At 73.3% G+C, this 16,556-nt stretch carries 15 protein-coding genes; 7 read left to right on the top strand and 8 right to left on the bottom strand.

The features are described 5' to 3' along the window. Together ACFOVU_RS10635 and ACFOVU_RS10630 are read left to right on the top strand one after the other, a co-directional pair. On the top strand, positions 1 to 1,206 hold a 1,206-nt coding region (locus ACFOVU_RS10635), incomplete at its 5' end, for an LUD domain-containing protein (RefSeq protein ID WP_378532354.1). After that, entirely contained in the window at positions 1,196 to 1,879 is a 684-nt protein-coding gene (locus tag ACFOVU_RS10630) for an LUD domain-containing protein (protein ID WP_378532352.1), read from the top strand. The genes ACFOVU_RS10635 and ACFOVU_RS10630, both read left to right, overlap by 11 nt. 104 nt (positions 1,880 to 1,983) lie before the next feature. Here the strand turns inward: ACFOVU_RS10630 and ACFOVU_RS10625 are convergent, their stop codons facing one another. The 4 genes from ACFOVU_RS10625 to ACFOVU_RS10610 all read right to left on the bottom strand — a co-directional run bounded on the left by ACFOVU_RS10625 (position 1,984) and on the right by ACFOVU_RS10610 (position 6,796). Beyond that, on the bottom strand, positions 1,984 to 3,411 hold the full coding sequence (locus tag ACFOVU_RS10625) for a threonine/serine exporter family protein (protein ID WP_378532350.1): 1,428 nt from the start codon (positions 3,409 to 3,411) through the stop codon (positions 1,984 to 1,986). 471 nt (positions 3,412 to 3,882) lie between these two features. Beyond that, positions 3,883 to 4,566: a response regulator gene (locus ACFOVU_RS10620; RefSeq protein ID WP_378532348.1), complete on the bottom strand. Its 684-nt coding sequence runs from the start codon at positions 4,564 to 4,566 to the stop codon at positions 3,883 to 3,885. A 48-nt stretch (positions 4,567 to 4,614) separates the two neighbouring features. Then, positions 4,615 to 5,901 (bottom strand): sensor histidine kinase, encoded by a 1,287-nt coding sequence (locus tag ACFOVU_RS10615; protein WP_378532346.1) that lies wholly within the window; start codon positions 5,899 to 5,901, stop codon positions 4,615 to 4,617. An 85-nt stretch (positions 5,902 to 5,986) separates the two neighbouring features. Then, entirely contained in the window at positions 5,987 to 6,796 is an 810-nt protein-coding gene (locus ACFOVU_RS10610) for a RecB family exonuclease (RefSeq protein ID WP_378532344.1), read from the bottom strand. A gap of 63 nt (positions 6,797 to 6,859) precedes the next feature. On the opposite strand from ACFOVU_RS10610, the gene ACFOVU_RS10605 reads away from it, so the two are divergent. Further along, a complete protein-coding gene (locus ACFOVU_RS10605) occupies positions 6,860 to 8,029 on the top strand; it encodes a site-2 protease family protein (protein WP_378532342.1) in 1,170 nt (389 codons plus the stop codon). Positions 8,030 to 8,053: 24 nt separating this feature from the next. Here ACFOVU_RS10605 and ACFOVU_RS10600 read toward each other — a convergent pair whose 3' ends face one another. Then, on the bottom strand, positions 8,054 to 8,527 hold the full coding sequence (locus ACFOVU_RS10600; RefSeq protein WP_378532340.1) for a hypothetical protein: 474 nt from the start codon (positions 8,525 to 8,527) through the stop codon (positions 8,054 to 8,056). 106 nt (positions 8,528 to 8,633) lie between these two features. Then, on the bottom strand, positions 8,634 to 9,899 hold the full coding sequence (locus ACFOVU_RS10595) for a helix-turn-helix domain-containing protein (RefSeq protein WP_378532338.1): 1,266 nt from the start codon (positions 9,897 to 9,899) through the stop codon (positions 8,634 to 8,636). A gap of 164 nt (positions 9,900 to 10,063) precedes the next feature. Here ACFOVU_RS10595 and ACFOVU_RS10590 point away from each other — a divergent pair, with 164 nt between their 5' ends. After that, positions 10,064 to 10,432, top strand: a complete 369-nt coding sequence (locus ACFOVU_RS10590; RefSeq protein ID WP_378532336.1) for a hypothetical protein — start codon at positions 10,064 to 10,066, stop codon at positions 10,430 to 10,432. Positions 10,433 to 10,509: 77 nt separating this feature from the next. Here the strand turns inward: ACFOVU_RS10590 and ppgK are convergent, their stop codons facing one another. Beyond that, entirely contained in the window at positions 10,510 to 11,286 is a 777-nt protein-coding gene (gene ppgK / locus ACFOVU_RS10585) for a polyphosphate--glucose phosphotransferase (RefSeq protein ID WP_378532334.1), read from the bottom strand. A gap of 257 nt (positions 11,287 to 11,543) precedes the next feature. Here ppgK and ACFOVU_RS10580 point away from each other — a divergent pair, with 257 nt between their 5' ends. Both ACFOVU_RS10580 and arc read left to right on the top strand, forming a co-directional pair. Further along, positions 11,544 to 12,488 carry a tRNA (adenine-N1)-methyltransferase gene (locus ACFOVU_RS10580; protein ID WP_378532332.1) on the top strand — a complete coding sequence of 315 codons (945 nt, stop codon included), beginning with the start codon at positions 11,544 to 11,546 and terminating at the stop codon, positions 12,486 to 12,488. 159 nt (positions 12,489 to 12,647) lie between these two features. After that, positions 12,648 to 14,417, top strand: coding sequence for a proteasome ATPase (arc, locus tag ACFOVU_RS10575; RefSeq protein WP_378532330.1), 1,770 nt, complete (start codon positions 12,648 to 12,650; stop codon positions 14,415 to 14,417). Positions 14,418 to 14,508: 91 nt separating this feature from the next. Here arc and ACFOVU_RS10570 read toward each other — a convergent pair whose 3' ends face one another. Next, positions 14,509 to 14,889: a hypothetical protein gene (locus ACFOVU_RS10570; RefSeq protein ID WP_378532328.1), complete on the bottom strand. Its 381-nt coding sequence runs from the start codon at positions 14,887 to 14,889 to the stop codon at positions 14,509 to 14,511. A 174-nt stretch (positions 14,890 to 15,063) separates the two neighbouring features. Between ACFOVU_RS10570 and dop the strand changes: the two genes are divergently transcribed. After that, positions 15,064 to 16,556, top strand: a 1,493-nt coding sequence (dop, locus tag ACFOVU_RS10565; RefSeq protein WP_378532326.1) for a depupylase/deamidase Dop, incomplete at its 3' end; no start/stop codon positions are given.

The following is a 16,556-nucleotide window of genomic DNA, read 5'->3' as shown; positions in this document are numbered from 1 at the left end:
GACGCCGACGAGGCGGGCCGGGTCGTGACGCGGCTGGTGGCGGCCTCCGGCGCGCGCGACGTCGCCCGATCCGCCTCGGCCACCGTGGGCGAGCTGCGTATCGAGGCGGCCCTGGAACGCTCCGGAGCCGCCGTCCACGAGACCGCGGTGGCCGACCTCATCGCCTCCCTCGCCGGCGACCCGCCCGAAGCCGAGGCGCGCGCCGTGCGCCGCCACGACCGGGCACGGGCACGCGATACCGTGGCCCGCGGCCTGCCGGGCGCGCCCGCCGGCCTGCCCGCCGAGCCCGAGGCGCTGGTCGCCGCGGTCCGCGGCTACCTGCGCGAAACCCTGCTGGAAGCGGGCGCCGCGCTCACCGGGGCCAACGCGCTCGTCGCCGAGACCGGCAGCGTCGTCGCCATGGAGAGCGAGGGAAACGTCCGGATGGGCGCCGTCCTGCCGCGGACCCTCATCACGGTCGCCGGCATCGACAAGGTCGTCCCGTCCTGGGCCGACCTCGCGGTGCTGGCGCGCGTGTGGGCGCGGTCGGCGACCGGCGCCGCGATGGCGCCCGTGCTGTCGACGTGGACCGGGGCGGCCGAGGGCGACGGCCCCCAGGACGTGCACGTCGTGCTGGTCGACGCCGGGCGCTCGGAGACGCTGGCCGACCCCGTGGGGCGCCAGGCCCTGCGCTGTATCCAGTGCACGGCCTGCCTGGACGTGTGCCCGGTCTTCGAACGGGTGGGCGCGCGGCCCTACGGGGCGGTGCACGCCGGCCCCATCGGCGCCGCCCTGACCCCGCAGCTGCGCGGGACCCGTTCGGCGCGCGAGGCGTCGCTGCCGTTCGCCTCCACCCTGTGCGGGGCCTGCGCCGCGGAGTGCCCGGTGGGCGTGGACATCCCCGAGGTGCTGCTGGAGCTGCGCGCCCGCGTCGTCGACGAGCGCCGCGCCAACCCCGTTCCGGTCCCCGAGGCGCTCGCGGCGCAGAGCGCGGAATGGGTGCTCTCCGACGAACGCCGCTACGCCCGCGCCCGCGGCGCCATCGCCCGCTGGGCCCGCCTGCTGGCACGCGGCGGACGCATCCGCCGCCTGCCGGGCCTCCTGGGCAGGTGGACCGACGCCCGCGACGCTCGCGTCCCCCCGGCCCGCGCGTTCCGCGACTGGTGGCGGCACCGACCCCGGCCCGGCGACAGCGGGCCCGGGGAAGGGGGCTTCGATGGCCGCTGACGATGATCCGGCCCGCGCGGAGGTCCTGGCGCGGGTGCGGCGGGCGGCCGTTGTTGCGCCGGCGGGGCCGGCGAAGCGGGCCGCCGTGCCGCCGCCCACGGGTCCCACGCCGCCGTACCCGGGCGCCGGGCCGGAGCTCTCCGGTGATGACACGGTTCTGCTCTTCACCGAGCGCCTCGCCGGGCACGGGATCGGTGTGCAGCACGTCACCGGGGTCGAGGACCTGCCGCGCGTCATCGCCTCAGCCCTGTGGGGCCGCGCGGTCCGGCGTGTCGTCGTGCCGCGCGGCCTGCCAGCTCCCTGGCTGGCCGACCTCGACGGCGTGTGGGCCATGCGCGACGACCCGCCCCGCGCGCCGCTGTCCACCCGCACCATCGAGAGCGCCGGCGCGGCGGTGACCCGGTGCGCCGTGGCCGTCGCCGATTCCGGGACCCTGGTCTTCGACGGCGGCATCGGGCAGGGCCGGCGCGTGCTGTCGCTGCTGCCCGGCTTCCACCTGTGCGTGGTCGAGGCCGGGCAGATCGTGCCCGCGATGGCCGACGCCCTGGCGGCGCTTGACCCCGCCCGGCCCGGAACCTGGCTCACCGGGACCACCGCCACGACCGCCGTCGACGGTGTCCGGGTCCCCGGCGTGCACGGCCCGCACGCCATCGGCGTCATCGTCGTCGGGTGAGCACCGTCCTCTCGGCCGGAGGAACGGGTGGCCGGGCCGCCGGACCCGGATGCCCGGCCGGGGGAACCGGTGGCCGGGCTCAGTGGCAGATGCGCCGCAGCCCCTCAGTAGGCGCCGCGGCTTCTTCGTGCAGCCGGTCTGCTCCGGCGGCCGGAGCCGGCGAGCCCGCCGCGCTGGAACGCTCGCACGAGCTCGCCGCCCAGGTTGACCCCGGCGCCCAGCGCGAGCCCGATCGCCACCGCTTCGGCGATGCTGAGCAGGCCTTCCACCGGATGCCCGAGGGTGATCTCCAGCAGGCCCCGGTACAGGGTGCTGCCCGGCAGGAGCGGGGCGATCGAGGGGATCACGTAGGGCAGGACCGGCCGCCGGCTGCGCATGGCCAGCCAGTGCCCCGCCATGCCGATGACCACCGCCCCCACCACGGTGCCCATGATCGGCGGGGTGTCCAGGGCGATGCGCACGCCCGCGTAGATCAGCCAGATCACCACCCCCAGGACGCCGATCGAGGGCAGCATGCGCGGCGGCACCGTCAGCGACACCGCGAACGCCATGGCGATCCCCGCCGCGCCCACCAGCACCGGGACGTCCACGGACGTCCCCGCCGACGGCAGGTTCTCCAGCTCCATGTTGACGCCCAGCCGCACCGCCGTGTACGCCACGGCACCGACGCCCGACACGATCGCGCCCAGGGTGAAGAAGGTCTCCAGCAGCCGCGCCGACGCCGAGACGAAACTGCCGCTGACCCCGTCCTGGAGGCTGGACACCAGCGGGCGCCCCGGCAGTAGCGCCATGATGTTGCCGGTGATGATCGCGCCCGCGTGCAGCCCCAGGTCCAGCTGCGCGCTGGTCCACAGCAGCGCCACCCCGATGGTGGAGGCGGTGATCGAGGCCGCCGCCATCTGGTAGAACTCCGCGACCCCGCGCCGCGCGAGCAGCGCCGATGCCCGGTCGCCCAGGACGGTGGCTAAGAACGCCGCCGCGGCGACGAGTAACTGCCCGCCGACCATGAGGCTGGCGCTGGAGGCGATGAGCCCGAACCCCGTCACGATCACCCAATTGGGGTAGGGCGGGCGCGCCTGCTTGATGGCGCGCAGCCGCGCGATCGCGCCCTCCAGTTCCAGCATGCCCAGCGCGGCGTCCTGCACCAGGGTGTGCAGCTGGTTGACGCGGAAGTAGTCGAGGGTGCGCCGCCGCACCACCCGCTCGCCGGTGATGGGCGGGTGTTCCCCGCCGGGGTGGGTCGACAGGGTGATGGCGGTGAAGGTCACCGACACCTCCGAGCGCGGCAGTTCGAAGGCCACGGACAGGCTCAGCATCGCCTCGCTGACGACCTCGGTGGCCTCGCCGCTGGCGAGCAGCAGCTCGCCCACGCGCAGCACCAGGTCGAGCGCGCGGGGATCGGGCATCTCCACCGGGTCGTCGTCGAGGCCGTCGGCGTGCAGCTCCGACTCACGGGCCGCCCGCCAGTCACGGAGGCGGCTCAGCAGGTTGTTCTCGTTCAACGGCGTCTGCTGGTGCGGATTCTCGGCCATCGGCGGCTTTCGATACCTCCTCGGACAAGGAGCACGGAGTCGGGGCACGGTCGCGCCCGGTGGCGGAGCCCCGGATGGGACGCCGGGAATCCTCCAGCGGTTGGCGGCACCCCCACATGCTCCCGGGTGAGGTCCGTCACCGACCATCGTCGCAGGTACAGCCTTTGATCAAGGTTACGGTCGGTAAGCGGGCAGCACACGGTTCAGCGGCGATCGCGTGCCGAATGCGGCCCTCCGGACCCGGTTGCGGACGTCCGGCCGAGTGCCCTCGCGCGGCGCGCGAACGGCCGGGGACCGCGGCGGCGTCAGGGGTCTTCCCGCCTGCGGCGTCCCCGCGGGGGCGGCGGCGCGCCCGCCTGCGGGGCGCGGGTCGCGACCCGCGGGCGCGCCGGTCGGACGCGTCGCTGATGTCGGTTCTGGCCGGACCCTAATAGGCCCGCGGCGCCGGAGCGGCCCCGGGCGCGCGCCGGGTCAGTCGTCGCCCTCGCCCGGCCGGACGATCCCGGCCTCGTAGGCGTGCACCACGGCCTGCACCCGGTCGCGCAGGCCCAGCTTGGTCAGGACGTTGCCGACGTGGGTCTTGACCGTGGTCTCGCTGACCACCAGGCGGCGCGCGATCTCGGCGTTGGACAGCCCTCGCGCGAGCAGCCGCAGGACCTCCCGCTCGCGCTCGGTCAGTTGCTCCAGCCGGTCTGCGGGCCGGGCGCGGGTGGAGGGGAGCTGGTGGGAGAAGCGGTCCAGCAGCCGCCGGGTCACCGTCGGAGCGACGATCGCGTTGCCCTCGGCCACCACCCGGATCGCCGCCAGCAGCTCGTCGGGCGGCACGTCCTTGAGCAGGAAGCCGCTGGCCCCGGCGCGCAGCGCCTCGACCACGTACTCGTCGATGTCGAACGTCGTGAGCACGAGCACCCGCACCTGCCGGTCGGTGCCGGCCGCCCACGCGAGGATCTCGCGGGTGGCGTCGATGCCGTCCTTGCCGGGCATGCGGATGTCCATGAGCACCACATCGGGCAGTAGCCGCTTGGCGGCGGAGACGGCCTCGCGGCCGTCGGCGGCCTCGCCGACGACCGACACCTCAGGCTCCGATTCCAGGATCAGCCGGAACCCGGTCCGCAGGAGGGGCTGGTCGTCGACGAGCAGGACACTGATGGGCATGTCCCCGATTCTTCCCGATCACCGGGGCCGGCCGCGCCGCCGACCGGGTCACCGGCCGGTACCGGCCTCCAGCGGGAGCCGCACGCGGACCCGGAACCCGCCGCCCTCGCGTGCGCCGGCGTGCAGCTCGCCGCCGAACAGGGCGACGCGTTCGCGCATCCCCAGCAGGCCGTGGCCCGGTTCGTCGGAGGGGGCCGCGGCGCCCGCGGCGGCGCCGTCGCCGGGACCGCGGTCCTCTACGGACAGCTCGACGTCGCGGGCGCCGAAGGCCAGCACGACCGTCGCGTGCGCCCCCTCACCGGCGTGCTTGAGGACGTTGGTGAGCGATTCCTGGGCGACCCGGTACAGGGTGAGGTCGAGCCCCGGGGGCAGGGCGGCCGGCTCGCCCGACACCTCCAGCTCCACCCGCACCCCGGCCTCGCCCATCTGGTGCACCAGGTCGGCCAGCCCGGCCACCCCCGGCTGCGGCCCGCGGTCGGCTCCGGCCGCCTCGGGCACGCGCAGCACGCCGATGATCCGCCGCATCTCGGCCAGCGCCTGGCGGCCGGTCTGCTCGATCTCGGCGAGCGTCTGGCGGGCGCGCTCGGGCGAGCGGTCGATCACCCGGCGCCCCGCCGTGGCCTGGACCGTCATCACGCTCACGTGGTGGGCGACGACGTCGTGCAGTTCGCGTGCGATGCGCGCGCGCTCCTCGACCAGCGCGGCGCGGGCATAGGCGTCGCGCGCCAGTTCGAGCCGCTCCGCGCGGGCCCGCAGCTCGGCGATGTGGAATGCGCGCATCCGCACCAGCCGACCGACCCACCAGGCCCCCGCCATCCAGCCCAGGACCAGGACGAGGTCGATCCAGGGGAACACGGCGGGTTCGAGGACCGGGGCCGGGGCGAACAGGGTGGCGGCCACGTCCAGGGCCACCGCCGCGCCCAGCCCCACCGCCGACCTGGCCAGGGTGAGGTGGCGCCCCACCGAATAGGCGGCCACCGCGATGCCGACCGAGACCACCCCCCACACGAACACGTGCAGGTGCTCGAAGGCGAAGCCGGCCGCCATCAGTACCGCCAGCGTGGTGAACGGCAGGTACCGGCGCGCCGCCAGCACCAGCGCCACCAGCAGCCCGGCGGCCTGGCCGGCCGCGGCGTCGACGAACACCGTGCCCGCCTCCGTGGCCACCACCGACGCCAAAGCGGCGTTGTACGCAGCCAGTACCACCACGATCAGGGCGTCGGTCAGCCACGCCCACGGGACGGCGGCGAACCGCCGGGGCACGGGCGGCGCGGGAGCCTCTGCGCCGCCGCGCGCGGCCGGGCCGCCCGCGCGCTGCGCTGGTGAGGTGGTCACGCCACAACGCTAGATCGTCCCCGGTCCCGGGCCCGACCTTCCCCGGGGGGATCTCGCCTCATCCGTCAGGAGGAGCCCGCCGTCGTCAGCGCTGGGGCAGGGGCGGCGGGGTGCCGCCGAACTCGGGGCAGACCGCCTGGTGCTCGCACCAGCCGCACAGCTTGCTGCGCTTGGCCGGCCAGTGGCCCGAGCGCGCGGTGGCCTCGATGTCGCGCCAGATCCCCAGGATCTCCGATTCGGCGGCCTTCAACTCGGCCTCGGTGGGCTCGTACCAGCGCACCGAGCCGTCGCCCAGGTAGAGCAGCTGCAAGCGGGTCGGCACCTCGCCCAGCTCCCGCCAGAGCATCACCGCGTAGAAGAAGATCTGGAACTTCGCCTTGTCCTCGTAGCGGGGGTGGGGGGACTTGCCGGTCTTGTAGTCGACGACGCGGATCTGCCCGGTGGGGGCGACGTCGAGCCGGTCGACGTAGCCGCGCAGCAGCAGGCCCGATTCCAGCGTCACCTCCAGGCGCATCTCGCGCTCGCGCGGCTCCAGCCGCTGCGGCTGCTCCAGCTCGAAGTAGCGCGCCAGCAGGGTGCGCGCCTCCTCCAGCCAGGCGGTCAGGGCCTTCTCGTCGGCGAACAGCTCGGCGGTCTCGGGCCTGCGCTCGCGCAGCCGGTCCCACTGCGGTTCCAGCAGCGACAGCGCGGTGCGCGGCGTGCGGGTCTCGGCCGGCAGCTCATAGAGGCGCTCCAGGACGGCGTGCACGAGCGTGCCGCGCAGCGCGGCGGCGCTGGGCTTCTCGGGCAGCCGGTCGATCACCCGGAAGCGGAACAGCAGCGGGCACTGGAGGAAGTCGGAGGCCCGCGAGGGCGACAGCGACGGGACCAGGGGAGCAGGGCGCGGGGAGGACATGGGCCCACACTATGACGGCACGCCTGGGCGGCGGGCGCCTTCGCGACGACATAGCCTTGGAGCGTGACCGACGACGGCAGTACGCCCCCGCAGCAGCCCGCCCGTGAGCGCGACGCCAACGCCGGAGGGCGCAAGCCCGGGCTGCTCATGGGGCGCCCGTTCGGCATCCCCATCTACGTCACCCCCTCGTGGCTGATCATCGCGGTGATCATCACCGTGCTCTACGAGCCGGTGGTCGAGCGCACCCTGCACCTGGGCGCGGTCTCCTACCTGGTCGCGTTCGCCTTCGCGGTCCTGCTCTACGCCTCGGTGCTGATCCACGAACTGGCCCACTCGGTGGTCGCCCGCATGTACGGGCTCCCGGTCCGCCGCATCACCCTGTACATGCTCGGCGGGGTCTCCGAGATCGAGCGCGAGGCGCCCACACCCGGCCGCGAGTTCTGGATCGCGTTCTCCGGCCCGTTGCTGTCCCTGGTGCTGGCCGGGCTGGGCTTCATCGGCTACCTGTTCGTCAACCCGCTCACCATCGCCGGGGTGCTCATCTGGCAGCTGTGGGTGGCCAACCTCGTGGTCGGCGTGTTCAACCTGCTGCCCGGGCTGCCGCTCGACGGCGGCCGGCTGGTGCGCGCCGCGGTGTGGAAGCTGACACGCCGCCCCGGCGCGGGGACGGTCGTGGCGGCGTGGGGCGGCCGGCTGCTGGCCGCCGCGGTGGTGCTGCTGCCGCTGGCCTACGCCTGGTCGCTGGGGGTGACCCCGAGCCTGTTCGCGGTGTTGTGGGGCGTGCTGCTCGGCTCGTTCATGTGGATGGGCGCGGGATCGGCGCTGCGCGCCGCGCGCATCCGCGAGCGCATCCCCCGGCTACGCGCCCGCTCCCTGGCCCACCCCGCTGTCGCGGTGCCGGGCGACACCTCTGTGGCCGAGGCCGACCGGCGCATGGGCGAGGCCGGCGCGCGGGCGGTCGTCATCGCCGATTCCGCGGGCACCCCGGTGTCCATCGTCAGCGACCCCGCGGCCCGGGCCGTCCCGGAGCACCGGCGCCCCTGGGTGCCGGTCACCAGCGTGGCCCGCGCGATCACCGCGGGGGCCGTGGTCTCGGCCGACCTCGACGGCGAGGACCTGCTCGACGCGCTGCGCCGCCACCCCGTGGCGGAGTACCTGGTGGTCGACACCGACGGGTCGGTGTTCGGGGTGCTGCGCACCGCCGACGTCAACGCCGCCTTCGCCGGGGTCTGACCCCGGCCGCGGCGCCGCCCGCGCTCAGCGCGCGGCGCCCGCCGGCCAGACCACGGTGACGGGCCGCCGCCGGGAGCGCGCGTAGCCCACGATGTCGGCGGTGCCGCCGTAGCCGCGCGCCGGCCGGCCGTCCCACACCGCCACCACTTCGTCGCAGTGGTCCACCAGGTGGCGCCCGGCGTCCATGTGCGCGGCGGGGGAGGACGCGCGGTGGGCCAGCCGGTGTATCCGGGCGGCCGCGGCCATCAGCGCGTCGTAGGCGTCGTGGTGCCCGGCGGGCAGGGCATCGCGGTACCCGGCGGCGGGCACGACCACCTCCAGGTCCCCTCCGGCGTCCAGGACGGCCCGGGCGAAGAGGGTGTCGGCGCCGTCGGCCAGGCACGACAGACCTGTGAGCGGGCCGGCCACGGCGGCGAGGCGGGCGCGGACGGCCGTGTCGACGGCACGTTCCACATCGGCGGGGAGCTGACGGTGTCCGGTGACCGCGATGCGCGGCATGGCGGTGCTCCTTCGTCGGAGGGACGGGTCGAAGAGGGCGGGGCGGCGGAGCGGGGACCGGGCTCCGCCCGTGCGAGGGGCCGGGACGCGGGCGCCGTGCGGGCGGCTACACCACCGCCCCGGCGGCGAGTTCCTCGTCCAGTTCGGTCATACACCGCGCGCCGGGCCCCTGGTAGGCGCGGCGGAACCGGCGCACCCGGGCGACCACGCGCTCGGAGCCGAACCGCCGCCCGGCGCGCAGCGCCTCGGCGGCCAGCAGGAACGCCTCGTCGATGTCGCCGGAGTCGGCGTGGGCCGTGGCCAGCTCCGCCATGAGCATCGCCCCCTGCTTGGCGCCGGGCCGGGCACCGGCCAGCGCCACGGCGAATGCGGCGCGCGCCTCGCCCGGGCGGTGCAGCCGCACCGCCACCACGGCACGGCACCCGGCGACCTTGGTGTGGTCGAAGGGGAACACCCACGGCCACGGCGGCGCGGTGTTGCCGGGCCGGTTCACCTGCTGCTCGGCGAAGCGCAGCTCCTCCGCCGCCGCGGCCGAGCCGCCCATGCCCGCATGGGCCAGGGCCCGCACGCAGGCCAGCCAGGCCGCGGCCGTGGGGTGGGGGGCCGGGCCCAGCCGCCGCGTGGCTTCGCGCGCCAGCGCCAGGCCCAGCGCGGGGTCGTCGGCGTCGGTCTCGAAGGAGGCCAGGCTGCCGAGCATGTAGACGTTGAGCAGGCGGTGGCCGGCTTCGCGCGCCCGCCGGACGGCGGTGCCGTAGTGGGCGCGCGCCGACCCGTTGTCGCCCATGTCGGCGTGGAGCCAGGCGGCGAAGCCGGCCGCCTCGGCGGCCGCGCCAGCGATGTCGGCGGCCAGCGGCGTGTGCCTCGCCCGCTCCAGGGTGCGCGCTGTAAGGTCCACATGGGCCACCGCCCCTTGGGCGAGGTCGCGCGCCGGCGACGACGCGTCGAGCCGGCGCTGCCCGCCGGTGATGGCGCGCAGGGCCGGCGCCGTGGTGTCGTCCAGGTCGCCCCCCGGTGGTGCCGCGGGCAGCGGCAGCGCCGCTGCGGCCATGACCTTTCCGAATTCCCTGCGTCGCGTGGGATCCGCCCCCTTCCCCGGAACCGCGGGGCCCGCGAACCGGAGGAGGTGGACCGGGATGCCGAGCCGGCCCGTGAGGTCGCGTACCTGCTCGACGGTGAGCGACTGCTGCCGGTTGACCACCCGCGAGACCCAGCTCTGCGAGTACCCCACCGTGAGCGCGAGCTCCCCCTGTGACCATCCGCGGGCGATCCTGATCCCCTCGACGATCGCCGCTATGTCGCATGTGGCCAATGCGCCCGCGATGGCGGGCCGCGACCAAAACTCCGGCGGCAGAGCGCCGTCACGTTCGGGCATGAGCCTAGGTTAGGGTTACCACCTGGATTTAGTGGCTATGTGTGAAAGAAATGATGCTATGCGTAATGCGCATGAGCGGTCCCGTGCAGCCCGTCCGAGATGCACAGTCAAGGGACCAAAGTCCCCGTGGTCCTGCGAATTCTCCGCATGAGTCAGGAGTACCGATGACCGTCGAGACCCCACCGTCCGGCACTCCCAGCATGGCCGGATCCGGCCGCCGCCTTGACAGTTCCGCGATCGACGCGGCCTGGTTGAGCGCTCTCACCGATCTCACCTCTGAACTGCGCTCCTGCGGCCTGGAGGCGCGCATGGACGGCGCCATCGGTGCCGTCGACGCGATCGCCTACGGCCCCGCGCGCCGCATCCAGCGCGCGGTCCTGCGCCCGCACCGCGGGCGCCTGTGGTGGTGGCTGCGCTGGAGCAACGACCCCACGACCACGGCGCCGCACGCAGCGCCGCTCACCCCGGCGGGCGAGACCGCCGACGCCGCCCGGCGCATCGTGCGGGTGCTCGGCCCGCGGCGGGGCCGGTGAGCCGTCCCCGGGGACTGCCGTCCCCGGGCGCCCGGCCCACCGCCTGACCGCCCGTCCCCCGGCCGGGGCCGGGAGCCTCAGCCGCCGAACCGGTCGGCCGCCAGCGCGGCGGCCCCCACGATCCCGGCGGTGTTGCGCAGCTGCGCCGCCACGATCGGGGCGGTCAGCTCGAGCAGCGGCAGGAACTTGTCGGCCTTGCGGCTGACCCCGCCGCCCACCACGATCAGGTCGGGCGACAGGAGCATCTCCACCACGGAGTAGTAGCGCTGCAATCGCTCGCGCGCCCATTTCTCATACGACAGGTCCTCGCGCTCCTTTGCACTGGAGGCGGCCCGGGTCTCGGCGTCGTGGCCGTCGATCTCCAGGTGGCCGAACTCGGTGTTGGGCACCAGCCGGCCGTCCACCAGCAGCGCGGTGCCGATCCCCGTGCCCAGCGTCGTCAGCAGCACCACGCCCGACGCGTCCTTGGCGGCCCCGTAGCGGTCCTCGGCCACGGCCGCGGCGTCGGCGTCGTTGACCACGTAGACCCGCCGCCCGGTCTCCTCGGCCAGCAGCGTCTCGACATCGGTGCCGATCCAGGACGGGTCGACGTTGGCGGCGCTGCGCGCCACCCCGTGCCGGATGACCGCGGGGAAGGTGACGCCCAGCGGGGTGGCCGGTCCGACGTGCTCGGGGAACGCCGAGGCGATCTCCGCGACCACCTTCGCCACCGCCTCGGGGGTGGAGGGTTGCGGCGTCGCGATCTTCAGCCGGTCGACGATGAACTCCCCGGTCGTGAGGTCGACCGGTGCCCCCTTGATCCCGCTCCCGCCGATGTCGATCCCCAGCCCGACCTTTGGCGCCTCGTCCGCCATCGTCCATCCGCCCTTCTCGCAAGCCCAGAGGTGCGGTCCGCGCCGCCCCCACCTCAGATTCTCCCTGCTTTTCGGGTCGCGCTCGCCTTCTCGCTCGGCTCCGCCGGCCCCGAGGTTCGGGCCTTCGGCCGGGGGCGGCGCCGACTCCGCTCGCTCGTCGGCTCGCCGCTCCGGCGCGATTACGCCGCCACCGACCGGGACGGATACCCTGGGCGACTGCCCCGACCCCAAGAACCAGAACCGAGAGACGAGCACCAGTGACCGGCATCCACGGCCGCCGCGGACCCTTCGACGACGGCGACATCGTGCAGCTGACCGACCCCAAGGGCCGGATGCACACCATCACCCTGCGCGCCGGCACGGCGTTCCACACCCACCGCGGGCGGCTCGACCACGACGAGCTCATCGGGCGACCCGAGGGCAGCGTGGTGCGCGCGACCTCGGGCACCGCCTACGTCGCTCTGCGCCCGCTGCTGGCCGACTACACGCTGTCGATGAAGCGCGGGGCCACGATCGTCTACCCCAAGGACGCCGGGCAGATCGTCGCCGAGGCCGACATCTTCCCCGGTGCGCGCGTCATCGAGGCCGGCGTCGGATCGGGCGCGCTGACGTGCTGGCTGCTGCGCGCGGTGGGGGAGGAAGGGCGCGTCTCCTCCTATGAGCGCCGCCCCGACTTCGCCGAGATCGCCCGGGCCAACGTCGAGCGCTTCTTCGGGCGCGAGCACCCGGCCTGGCGGCTGACCGTCGGCGACCTCGTGGAGAGCATCGACGACGCCGACTCCGGCGCCGACCGCGTCATCCTCGACATGCTCGCCCCCTGGGAGTGCATCGACGCCGTCGCCAAGGCGCTGGTGCCCGGCGGGCTGATCTGCACCTACGTCGCGACCACCACCCAGGTCTCGCGGGTCGTCGAGGGACTGCGCGAGCACGGCTCCTTCTACGAGCCGCGCGCCTGGGAGACGATGGTCCGCAACTGGCACGTCGAAGGCCTGGCGGTGCGCCCCGACCACCGCATGATCGGCCACACCGGGTTCCTGGTCACCGCGCGCCGCCTCGCCGACGGCGCCGACGCCCCCGAGCGCCGCCGCCGCCCGTCCAAGGGCGCCTACGGCGAGGACTGGAAGAAGACCCAGGAGGCGGCGGCCCGCGAGGGCGGCGCACCGTCCTCCGAGACCGGCCCGGAGGACGCGACACGCGCGTGAGAAATCGTTACTTTCTCATTACGCGGAGCCGTCTTCTACCAGGATGGCGGGCGGATAGACAAGATCGAAAAGTGAGTCCTTCGACACTGGCCGTGCTCGGGAGGTTAGGAATAGTCCATGGGTAGGTAGGCTCCCGAGTAGTCGTCCTCTTATAGGGAGGTGGCGGACGTGGCCGATCGCGACGACGAGGGTCAGACCGAGCGCGACCGTGAGGTTGCCGAGCTGACCGCTCAAGTCTCGTATCTGGAAAAGGAACTCAGCGTAGTCCGGCGCAAGCTCGCCGATTCCCCCCGCCATGTGCGGCTGCTCGAAGACCGGCTCCGCGAGGCGCAGGCCAACCTGGCCGCGGCCAACGGGCAGAACGAGCGCATCGTGGCGACCCTGAAGGAAGCGCGCGACCAGATCGTGGCGCTCAAGGAGGAGGTCGACCGCCTCGCGCAGCCGCCCTCCGGATTCGGTGTCTTCCTGGAGGCGCGCGACGACGAGACCGTCGAGATCTTCACCAACGGGCGCAAGATGCGCGTCAACGTCAGCCCCTCGGTCGACATCGAGTCGCTGCGCCCCGGCCAGGAGGTCATGCTCAACGAGGCGTTCAACGTCGTCGAGGCGCAGTCGTTCGAGACCGTCGGCGAGGTCGTCATGCTCAAGGAGTTCCTTGAGGGCGGCGACCGCGCGCTGGTGATCTCCAACCACGACGAAGAGAAGATCGTGCGCATCGCCGAGCCGCTGCGCGACCAGCCCGTGCGCGCGGGCGACTCCCTGCTGCTGGAGGCGCGGTCGGGCTACGTCTACGAGCGCATCCCCAAGTCCGAGGTCGAGGAGCTGATCCTCGAAGAGGTCCCCGACATCGCCTACACCGACATCGGCGGCCTCAGCGGGCAGATCGAGCTGATCCGCGATGCGGTGGAGCTCCCCTACCTGCACAAGGACCTCTTCTACGAGCACCGGCTGCGCCCGCCCAAGGGCATCCTCCTCTACGGTCCCCCCGGATGCGGCAAGACCCTCATCGCCAAGGCGGTCGCCAACTCGCTGGCCAAGCAGGTCGCCGAGAAGACCGGCCACGATGTCGGCAAGAGCTTCTTCCTCAACATCAAGGGCCCCGAACTCCTCAACAAGTACGTCGGCGAGACCGAGCGGCACATCCGCCTGGTCTTCCAGCGCGCACGGGAGAAGGCCGACGAAGGCACCCCGGTCATCGTCTTCTTCGACGAGATGGACTCCATCTTCCGCACCCGCGGGTCCGGGGTCTCCAGCGACGTCGAGAACACCATCGTCCCCCAGCTGCTCAGCGAGATCGACGGTGTCGAGGGCCTGGAGAACGTCATCGTCATCGGCGCGTCCAACCGCGAGGACATGATCGACCCGGCGATCCTGCGCCCCGGCCGGCTGGACGTCAAGATCAAGATCGAGCGCCCCGACGCCGAGGCGGCGCGCGACATCTTCTCCAAGTACATCACCGCCGACCTCCCCCTGCACGACGACGACCTCGCCGAGCACGGCGGCTCGGCGCGGGCGACCGTCGACGCCATGATCCAGCGGGTCGTGGAGCGGATGTACGCCGAGACCGAGGAGAACCGCTTCCTGGAGGTCACCTACGCCAACGGCGACAAGGAGGTCCTGTACTTCAAGGACTTCAACTCCGGGGCGATGATCCAGAACATCGTGGACCGCGCCAAGAAGATGGCCATCAAGGACTTCATCGACCACAAGTCCCGCGGCATCCGGGTGTCCCACCTCATGCAGGCCTGCCTCGACGAGTTCAGCGAGAACGAGGACCTGCCCAACACCACCAACCCCGACGACTGGGCGCGCATCTCCGGCAAGAAGGGCGAGCGCATCGTCTACATCCGGACCCTGGTGTCGGGCAAGAAGGGCGCCGACTCCGGCCGCTCCATCGACACCGTGGCCAACACCGGGCAGTACCTGTAGCAGCGCAGTGCGAAGGGGGCCCGCCGAGTATCCGGCGGGCCCTCGTTCGTTGCGGTCGTTTCCGTCTCCGTGTTGGCGCGGTGTGAGCGGGTCAGGACGCGGCGGGCGCCCATCGGCGGATGGCGTCGATCGTCGTCTCCGGGGAGGTGTTGAAGCACAGCCGGATCCCGGGAGCCGCCTCGGTCAGGGCGTTGACCAGGCGTTCGAAGAGGAGGGTGTGCTCGGGGGCCATCCGGATGCCGGCCCCGATCATCGCGACCCCGAAGGGGCCGTGGGCGAGCCGTTCGCGAAGGGCCGTCTCGGCGGCGTCGGGGTCGGCCGTGACCAGGCACGGCTCGGCGTCGATGCCCGCTGCGCGCAGCGCCGCGTTCCCCTGCTCGACCCGCGCGGTCAGCGTCGCCTCGTCGAGACCCGGGTGCATGCTGTAGTCGATCTGCTTCGGGTCCAGCCCGATCGTCAGAACTTTCGTCATATCAGCCGTTCTTACCAGGCGGCCGGGCTCCGTGGCCGACGGCCCTCCGGCCCGCCCGTGACCAGCGCGGGCGGCGCGCCGTATCGGGTGCGACACGCCGCACCGGCGGTGGCTGTTGGGCCACAATTGGCGACCGTGCGTTCAAGACGGCGTGGTGACGGATAACCTCTCACCATGAGTGTGCGGCGGATTATGGGCGTCGAGACCGAGTACGGAATCTCCGTTCCCGGCAACCCCGGTGCCAACGCGATGGTGACCTCCACACAGGTGGTCAACTCCTACTTGGCGGCCTCGGCCGCGCGGGCCCGCAAGGCCAGATGGGATTTCGAGGAAGAGAACCCCCTGCGCGATGCCCGCGGCTTCGACCTCGCCCGAGAGGTCGCCGACCCCACCCAGCTCACCGACGAGGACCTCGGGCTGGCCAACGTCATCCTGACCAACGGCGCCCGGCTCTACGTCGACCACGCCCACCCCGAGTACTCCGCCCCTGAGGTCACCAACCCGCTCGACGCCGTGCTGTGGGACAAGGCCGGCGAGCACGTCATGGCCGACGCCGCGGCGCGGGCCTCCGCCATCCCCGGTGTGGAGCCCATCCAGCTCTACAAGAACAACACCGACAACAAGGGCGCCTCCTACGGCTGCCACGAGAACTACCTAATGCGCCGCTCGACCCCCTTCGGCGACATCGTGCGGCACCTGATCCCGTTCTTCGTCTCGCGCCAGGTCGTATGCGGGGCCGGCCGGGTGGGCATCGGCGCCGACGGCCGCGACACCGGGTTCCAGATCAGCCAGCGCGCCGACTTCTTCGAGGTCGAGGTGGGCCTGGAGACCACGCTCAAGCGGCCCATCATCAACACCCGCGACGAGCCGCACGCCGACCCCGACAAGTACCGGCGGCTGCACGTCATCCTCGGCGACGCCAACATGAGCGAGATCTCCACCTACCTCAAGCTCGGCACCACCGCCCTGGTGCTCTCGATGATCGAGGACGGCTTCATCAGCGTCGACCTCTCCCTGGAGACGCCCGTCGCCGACCTGCGGGCGTTCTCCCACGACCCCGGCCTGTCCCACACCGCGCGGCTGCGCGACGGCCGGCGCATGACCGCCCTCCAGCTCCAGCGCGAGTACCTGGAGCAGGCGCGCAAGTACGTCCAGGACCGGTTCGGCACCGACGTCGACCCCGACACCGCCGACGTCCTCGACCGGTGGGAGTCCACGCTCGACCGGCTCGCCGACGACCCCATGCAGCTGGCCGAGGAGCTCGACTGGGTGGCCAAGCTCAAGCTCCTGGAGGGCTACCGCTCCCGCGATGGCCTGGACTGGGGCCACCACCGGCTCCAGCTGGTCGACCTCCAGTACTCCGACGTCCGCCCGGAGAAGGGCCTGTACAACCGGCTGGTGGCGCGCGGCCGGATGAAGCGGCTGCTCGACGACGCCGCGGTGGAGCGCTCGATCACCGAGCCGCCGCACGACACCCGCGCCTACTTCCGCGGCCGCTGCCTGGCCAAGTACGCCGACTCGGTGGCCGCCGCCTCGTGGGACTCCGTGATCTTCGACCTGCCGGGCTACGACTCGCTCCAGCGCGTGCCCACCCTGGAGCCGCTGCGCGGGACCCGGGAGCACGTGGGGGCGCTGCTGGACCGGGCGGCCACGGCGGCCGACCTGGT

It is taken from the genome of Nocardiopsis sediminis (assembly GCF_042650565.1).
GTDB lineage: Bacteria > Actinomycetota > Actinomycetes > Streptosporangiales > Streptosporangiaceae > Nocardiopsis_B > Nocardiopsis_B sediminis.
The sequence above is the reverse complement of the archived record's forward strand: the minus strand, read 5'-3'. Positions and strand labels throughout refer to the sequence as shown.

Coding starts and splice junctions, on each gene's coding strand:
- ACFOVU_RS10630 (WP_378532352.1), top strand. CDS start 1,196: ATGGCCGCTGACGATGATCCGGCCCGCGCGGAGGTCCTGGCGCGGGTG.
- ACFOVU_RS10625 (WP_378532350.1), bottom strand. CDS start 3,411: ATGGCCGAGAATCCGCACCAGCAGACGCCGTTGAACGAGAACAACCTG.
- ACFOVU_RS10620 (WP_378532348.1), bottom strand. CDS start 4,566: ATGCCCATCAGTGTCCTGCTCGTCGACGACCAGCCCCTCCTGCGGACC.
- ACFOVU_RS10610 (WP_378532344.1), bottom strand. CDS start 6,796: ATGTCCTCCCCGCGCCCTGCTCCCCTGGTCCCGTCGCTGTCGCCCTCG.
- ACFOVU_RS10600 (WP_378532340.1), bottom strand. CDS start 8,527: ATGCCGCGCATCGCGGTCACCGGACACCGTCAGCTCCCCGCCGATGTG.
- ACFOVU_RS10595 (WP_378532338.1), bottom strand. CDS start 9,899: ATGCCCGAACGTGACGGCGCTCTGCCGCCGGAGTTTTGGTCGCGGCCC.
- ACFOVU_RS10590 (WP_378532336.1), top strand. CDS start 10,064: ATGACCGTCGAGACCCCACCGTCCGGCACTCCCAGCATGGCCGGATCC.
- ppgK (WP_378532334.1), bottom strand. CDS start 11,286: ATGGCGGACGAGGCGCCAAAGGTCGGGCTGGGGATCGACATCGGCGGG.
- ACFOVU_RS10570 (WP_378532328.1), bottom strand. CDS start 14,889: ATGACGAAAGTTCTGACGATCGGGCTGGACCCGAAGCAGATCGACTAC.